Origin of the sequence: Nocardioides panacihumi (assembly GCF_039530925.1) — a bacterium.
Classification (GTDB): Bacteria; Actinomycetota; Actinomycetes; order Propionibacteriales; family Nocardioidaceae; genus Nocardioides; species Nocardioides panacihumi.
In genome coordinates this window covers 1,203,979-1,210,085 of sequence record NZ_BAAAPB010000001.1, presented here as the reverse complement: position 1 = coordinate 1,210,085, position 6,107 = coordinate 1,203,979, and the positions used below count along the sequence as shown (strand labels likewise).

Sequence of the window (6,107 nt, the reverse complement as noted above, 5' to 3'; positions counted from 1 at the left end):
GGTTAACCGGGGACTCCGGAACTTCCGGGGTGGCATGACACCCGAGAAGTTCCGGAGTTCCCTGGGTAGCGTCCGGAGTACCCGGTTAACCGGGTACTCCGACCCCCGGCGCGACCCCCAGCGGGACGTCGAGCCGCTCGCGCAGCTCCTCGAGGTCGATGCCGAAGGTCTCGCGCACGACCACACCCTCAGGCCCGACGTCGAAGACCGCGAGGTCGGTGTAGACCCGGCTGACGCAGCCGACGCCGGTCAGCGGATAGGTGCACGTCGGCACCAGCTTCGGGCGCCCCTGCTTGTCGAACAGCGTCATCATCACGAACACCTGCTTCGCGCCGATCGCGAGATCCATCGCGCCGCCGACCGCCGGGATCGCGTCGGGGGCGCCGGTGTGCCAGTTGGCGAGGTCGCCGTACGCCGAGACCTGGAAGGCGCCGAGCACGCACACGTCGAGGTGCCCGCCGCGCATCATGGCGAAGGAGTCGGCGTGGTGGAAGTACGACGCCCCGGGCAGCTCGGTCACCGGCACCTTGCCGGCGTTGGTGAGGTCGGGGTCGATCTCGTCGCCGACCGCGGCCGGGCCCATGTTGAGCATGCCGTTCTCGGTGTGGAGGACCACGCCGGACCCCTCCGGCAGGTGGTCGGCGACCTTCGTGGGCTGCCCGATGCCGAGGTTGACGTACGCCCCCTGCGGGATGTCGCGCGCCACCACCGCTGCGAGCTCGTCGGGAGTCAGTGACATCAGCGTGCTCCTTGCACCGTGTAGTGGCGGGCGTCGACGCGGACGACCCGGTCGACGTAGATGCCGGGCGTCACGACGGCCTCGGGGTCGAGGTCGCCGACCGGCACGACCTCGCCCACCTGCACGATCGTGGTCGCGGCGGCGGTGGCCATGACGGGGCCGAAGTTGCGGGCCGTCTTGCGGTAGACGAGGTTGCCCATCTCGTCGGCGCGGTGGGCCGAGATGAGGGCGTAGTCGCCCTTGATCGGAAGCTCCAGCACGTAGTCGCGCCCGTCGATGGTCCGCTGCTCCTTGCCCTCGCCGAGCGGCGTCCCGACCGCGGTCGGCGAGAAGAACGCACCGATGCCGGCCCCGGCCGCGCGCATCCGCTCGGCGAGGTTGCCCTGCGGCACCACCTCGAGCTCGATCCTCCCGGAGCGGTAGAGCTCGTCGAAGACGTACGAGTCGCTCTGTCGCGGGAAGGAGCAGAGCACCCGCCGGACTCGGCCGGCCTTCAGCAGCGCGGCGAGGCCGACCTCGCCGTTGCCGGCGTTGTTGGAGACGATCGTCAGATCCTTGGCGCCCTGGCGGATGAGGCCGTCGATCAGGTCGAACGGCATCCCGGCCAGACCGAACCCGCCGACCAGGACGGTGCTGCCGTCCTCGATCCCGGCGACCGCCTCGTCGACGGTCTCGAGCAGCTCGACGCGGCTCACCGGGCCACCTCGGTGTTCTCGAGCACGACGGCCAGCCCCTGTCCGACACCGATGCAGATCGCGGCCACACCCCAGCGCTCGCCGCGCTCGCGGAGCACCTTGGCCAGCGTGCCGAGGACGCGGCCGCCGCTGGCCCCGAGGGGATGGCCGAGGGCGATCGCGCCGCCCTTCTGGTTGACCAGCTCGGGGTCCTTCAGCCCCTGCGAGACCCAGGCGTCGACGCAGACGAGCGACTGCACGGCGAACGCCTCGTTGAGCTCGACGGCGCCGACCTGCGCCCAGTCGATCCCGGCGCGGGCGAGGGCGCGATCGGCGGCCTCGACCGGGGCGTAGCCGAACGCCTGCGGGTCCAGCGCGAACGCCCCCCGCCCGGCGATCCGGGCGACGGGCTCCAGCCCGATCAGGCTCGCGGCCCGCTCCGAGCCGAGCAGCACGGCCGACGCGCCGTCGCTCAGCGGCGAGGCGTTGCCGGCGGTGATCGTGCCGTCGGGCCGGAAGCTCGGCGTGAGCGCGGCGAGCTTGTCGACCGAGGAGTCCGGCCGCACACCCTCGTCGCGCGTCAGGCCGGCGACGGGCGTCACGAGGTCGTCGTAGAAGCCGTCGTCCCAGGCCTGCGCCGCGAGTCGGTGGGAGCGTACGGCGAACTCGTCCTGCCGCTCGCGACTGATGTCGTAGGTGTCGCGAAGCTGTTCGTTGGCCTCCCCCAGGCTGACCGTCCACTCCTTCGGCATGCGCGGGTTGACCAGCCGCCAGCCGAGCGTGGTGGAGACCGCCGTCAGGTCGCCGGCGGGGAACGCCCTGGCCGGCTTCGGGAGCACCCACGGCGCCCGTGTCATCGACTCGACGCCGCCCACGAGGACGACCTCGGAGTCGCCGGTCTCGATCTGGCGCGAGCCGATCATCGCGGCGTCGAGGCTCGAACCGCACAGGCGGTTGACCGTGGTGCCCGGCACGCTCGTCGGGACGCCGGCGAGCAGCGCCGCCATGCGCCCGACGTTGCGGTTCTCCTCCCCGGCACCGTTCGCGTTGCCCCAGACGACCTCGTCGATCGCGGCACGGTCGAGGTCGGGCGTCCTGTCCAGGACGGCCTCGATCACCCGCGCGGCCAGGTCGTCGGGGCGTACGCCGGCGAGGGCGCCGTTGAACCTGCCGAACGGGCTGCGGACCGTCGCGTAGACGTAAGCGCTCATGCACACGACGGTAGGCGTCTCTCGCGATATGGTGAAGTATCAATATTGACATCGATTGAGACGTGACACGTATGGATCTGCGTCACCTGCGCTACTTCGTGGCGGTCGCGGAGGAGCGTCACTTCGGCCGCGCGGCCGAGCGGCTCCACATGGCCCAGCCGCCGCTGTCACAGGCGATCCGCCAGCTGGAGTCGGAGCTCGGCGTCGTGCTCCTCCTGCGCACCACGCGCCGCGTGGACCTGACCGAGGCCGGCGCGGCGTACCTGGCCCGTGCGCGGTCGATCCTCGCCGAGATGGACGAGGCGGCGCACGAGGCGCGGCGGGTGGCGGCCGGCGTGGTGGGCCGTCTGGCCATCGGCTGCGTCGGCTCGGCGACGTACAGCCTGCTGCCTGCGCTCTCCCGCCACCTCGCCACCGAGCTGCCAGGGGTCGACTTCGCCTTCCGCGGCGAGATGCTCGCCCCCGACCAGGTCGAGGCGCTCCGGTCGGGCGTGATCGACGTCGCGCTGCTCCGCCCGCCGGTGGCCGACCTCTCACTCACCGTGACGCCGTTGCGGAGCGACCGGCTCGTCGTGGCACTGCCGGTCGACCACGTGCTCGCGCGCCGCCGCCAGGTGCGGGTGGCAGACCTGCGCGATGCCGACCTGATCGTGCACTCGGCCGATCGGCGCTCGGTGATGTACGACGTCGTCATCGGCCTGTTCCGCGACGCCGGCATCGACCCGCGCGTACGACACGAGGTCGGCGAGACCTCCACGCTGGTGACGCTGGTGGCAGGCGGTCTCGGTGTCGCCGTCGTCCCCGAGCCGGTGACCGCGCTCGCGCTGGACGGCGTCGCGTACCGGCCGCTCGTCCGCTCCGCCGCCTCCGTCGAGCTCGCGGTCGCCTACCGCTCCGAGCGTGGCGAGCCACATCTCATGCGGACGATCGACGTCATCCGCCGGATGTTCTGACCTGTCCTCCCTCCCCGCCGAGACGTCAATCCGTACGGCCCGAGACGTCAATCCGTGGGGTCCGAGACGTCAATCCCCACGGCCCGAGAGGTCGATCGCTGCGACCGAACGCCGCCTCGGACCCGACCGATTGACGTCTCGGACCCCACGGATTGACGTCTCGGACCCCACGGATTGACGTCTCGGGCCGTGGGGATTGACGTCTCGGCGGGTCAGGAGTCGGCGAGGACCCGGTTGGCGACGGCGAAGGCGGTGTTTGCGGCCGGTACGCCGACGTAGATCGCCGACTGCAGCAGCACCTCCACGATCTCCTCGCGGGTGAGGCCGTTGGTGAGCGCCGCGCGCAGGTGGAACTCGAGCTCCTCGAAGTGGCGGCCGGCGACGAGCGCCGTCAGCACGGCGATCGAGCGGTCGCGCCGGGCCAGACCGGGCCGCGTCCAGATCGAGCCCCAGGCATAGCGGGTGATGAGGTCCTGGAAGTCGCGGTTCACGTCGGTCGTTCCCGCCACCGCACGGTCGACGTGCGCGTCGCCCAGGACGGCTCGTCGCACCGCCATGCCCGCCTCGTGACGGGGGTCCCGGAGGAGGTCGGCGAGCAGGCTGGCGACGGTGCGGGGCGCCTCGGCCGGCGCGAGGTGGGCGACGCCGTCGAGCTCGACGAACCGCGCACCGGGGACGGCGTCGGCGTCGGCCCGCAGGATCGCCGCCGGGGTCGGCTCGTCGTCGCTGCCGCCGACGGCGAGAAGCGGTACGCCGATCGCCGGCAGCCGGTCCCGCACGTCGAACTCGGCCAGCGCCTCGCACGCGAGTGAGTAGCTCTCCTTGTCGGCGTCCTGCAAGGAGGACAGGAGCGCGGTCCCGACCTCGGGCCGGCGTTCCAGGAAACCGGGCGCGAACCATCGCCGCGCGGACCCTTCGACCATCACGGGTGTGCCGGACGCGCGCACCAGCGCCGCCCGCTCGCGCCAGCCCTCGGGCGTGCCGATCCGAGCGCCGGTGCACAGCACCGCCACGCCGGTGAGCCGGTCCGGCACGGACAGCGCGAGCTGCAGTCCGACGGCGCCGCCGAGGGAGTCGCCCGCGTAGGCGAACGACCCACCGCCGATCGTCCGGTCGACAGCCTCGACGACCGCGCCGGCGAGGTCCTCGATGGTGAAGGCGGCGGAGGCCGGAGCGCCGCGCCCGTGGCCCGGCAGCTCCCAGCCGACGACGTGGAAGCGGTCGCCGAGCAGCTCGGCGCACGGGCCCCAGAGGGCGGTGACGGACGTGCCCAGGGAGGGGCCGACGACCAGCGTCGGCAGCGCTTCCGAACCGGCCAGCCGGACGAGGGTGAGCTCCATGCCCTAGAGGTCCTTCCACACGGTGCGCGCCCGGTCGAGCGCGAGGTCGATGATCCGGTCCGTGGCACCGAGGTACGGCGCGTCGCCGCCGCCCATGCTGACCTGCTCGGCCCGCAGCGTCTCGTCGGCCTCAGCGGCGCGTGCCGCCATCCGCGAGGCGTCGACGACCAGGCCCTCGAGCAGGTCGGCGGCCTGCGAGGCGGCCACGACGCTACGTCGGGCGAGCGTGCGCAGGGTGTCCCACTCCGCGTGCCAGGCGCCGTCCGGCCGCTCGTCGACGTACGCCGACGCGGCGGTGTGCAGCGTCGCGGCCAGCGCGGGCGCCGCGAGTGCATGGCGGCGGAGGAGGACCGAGAGCACGGGGTTCGCCTTGCCCGGCATGGTCGACGAGCCACCTCCGGCCGCCTCGCGCAGCTCGCCGATCTCGGGCCGCGACAGCAGGGCGACGTCCGCGGCGATCCGACCCCACGCGTCGGCGCACCCGACGAGAGCGTCGGCGTGCTCGGTGAGGACCGAGCGCTCGGTGTGCCACGGCGCCGCGACGGCGAGCCCGAGGCGGGCGGACGCATCCGCCACGACCGCCTGGGCGGCCTCCACGGACCCGGCGAGCTGGGTCGGCGCAGCGAGCGTGCCGGCCGCGCCGCCGAGCTGGGCCGGCAAGGACGGGCACCGGGCGAGGCGGTCCGCGCCGGCGGCGGCCCCCTGCAGCCAGGTGGCCGCCTTGAGACCGAAGGTGATCGGCACGGCGTGCTGCGTGAGCGTGCGCCCCGCCATCAGCGTGCCGCGGTGCACGCGCGCGAGCCTGACGAGCGCGGCCGCCTGCTGTCGCAGGCCCTCGCGGACCCGCACGACCGCGTCGTCGAGGCAGAGCACCAGGGCGGTGTCGAGCACGTCCTGCGACGTCAGGCCACGGTGCACCCACCTCGAGCCCGTGCGCTCGCGGAGCAGGGCGACCAGCCCGATGACGGGGTTGCCGCCGGCCTCCGCGCCCGTGGCGATGCGGTCGAGGTCGGTCGCACCGACGATGCCCGCGAGCGGCGTGCTCTCCGCGATGCCTGCGCCGGCGAGCGCATCGAGCCAGGCCTGCTCGACCGCCACCATGGCGTCGAGCAGCGCCGCGTCGGTGAACACCTCCGCGGCACGCTCGTCACCGGGCCAGAGCAGGTCAGCCATGACGCCCAATCTAGTGA

6 protein-coding genes are annotated in these 6,107 nt (G+C 73.2%); 1 reads left to right on the top strand and 5 read right to left on the bottom strand.

What is annotated here, in order from left to right; genetic code table 11:
* Nucleotides 1-85: 85 nt before the first annotated feature.
* The 3 genes from ABD205_RS05735 to ABD205_RS05725 are packed head-to-tail and all read right to left on the bottom strand — an operon-like array spanning nucleotide 86 to nucleotide 2,624.
* On the bottom strand, nucleotides 86-739 hold the full coding sequence (locus ABD205_RS05735; RefSeq protein ID WP_344043300.1) for a 3-oxoacid CoA-transferase subunit B: 654 nt from the start codon (nucleotides 737-739) through the stop codon (nucleotides 86-88).
* Nucleotides 739-1,434: a 3-oxoacid CoA-transferase subunit A gene (locus ABD205_RS05730; protein ID WP_344043298.1), complete on the bottom strand. Its 696-nt coding sequence runs from the start codon at nucleotides 1,432-1,434 to the stop codon at nucleotides 739-741. Before ABD205_RS05730 ends, ABD205_RS05735 begins: the two co-directional genes overlap by 1 nt.
* Nucleotides 1,431-2,624 carry a thiolase family protein gene (locus ABD205_RS05725; protein WP_344043296.1) on the bottom strand — a complete coding sequence of 398 codons (1,194 nt, stop codon included), beginning with the start codon at nucleotides 2,622-2,624 and terminating at the stop codon, nucleotides 1,431-1,433. Before ABD205_RS05725 ends, ABD205_RS05730 begins: the two co-directional genes overlap by 4 nt.
* Nucleotides 2,625-2,695: 71 nt before the next feature.
* On the opposite strand from ABD205_RS05725, the gene ABD205_RS05720 reads away from it, so the two are divergent.
* Nucleotides 2,696-3,577 (top strand): LysR substrate-binding domain-containing protein, encoded by an 882-nt coding sequence (locus ABD205_RS05720; RefSeq protein WP_344043294.1) that lies wholly within the window; start codon nucleotides 2,696-2,698, stop codon nucleotides 3,575-3,577.
* A 212-nt stretch (nucleotides 3,578-3,789) separates the two neighbouring features.
* Here ABD205_RS05720 and pcaDC read toward each other — a convergent pair whose 3' ends face one another.
* Together pcaDC and ABD205_RS05710 are read right to left on the bottom strand one after the other, a co-directional pair.
* The gene (gene pcaDC, locus ABD205_RS05715) at nucleotides 3,790-4,917 is read right to left on the bottom strand and encodes a bifunctional 3-oxoadipate enol-lactonase/4-carboxymuconolactone decarboxylase PcaDC (RefSeq protein WP_344043292.1); all 1,128 of its coding nucleotides are present in this window, start codon (nucleotides 4,915-4,917) and stop codon (nucleotides 3,790-3,792) included.
* Between the two features lie 3 nt (nucleotides 4,918-4,920).
* Nucleotides 4,921-6,090, bottom strand: a complete 1,170-nt coding sequence (locus ABD205_RS05710) for a lyase family protein (protein ID WP_344043290.1) — start codon at nucleotides 6,088-6,090, stop codon at nucleotides 4,921-4,923.
* Nucleotides 6,091-6,107: the final 17 nt, after the last annotated feature.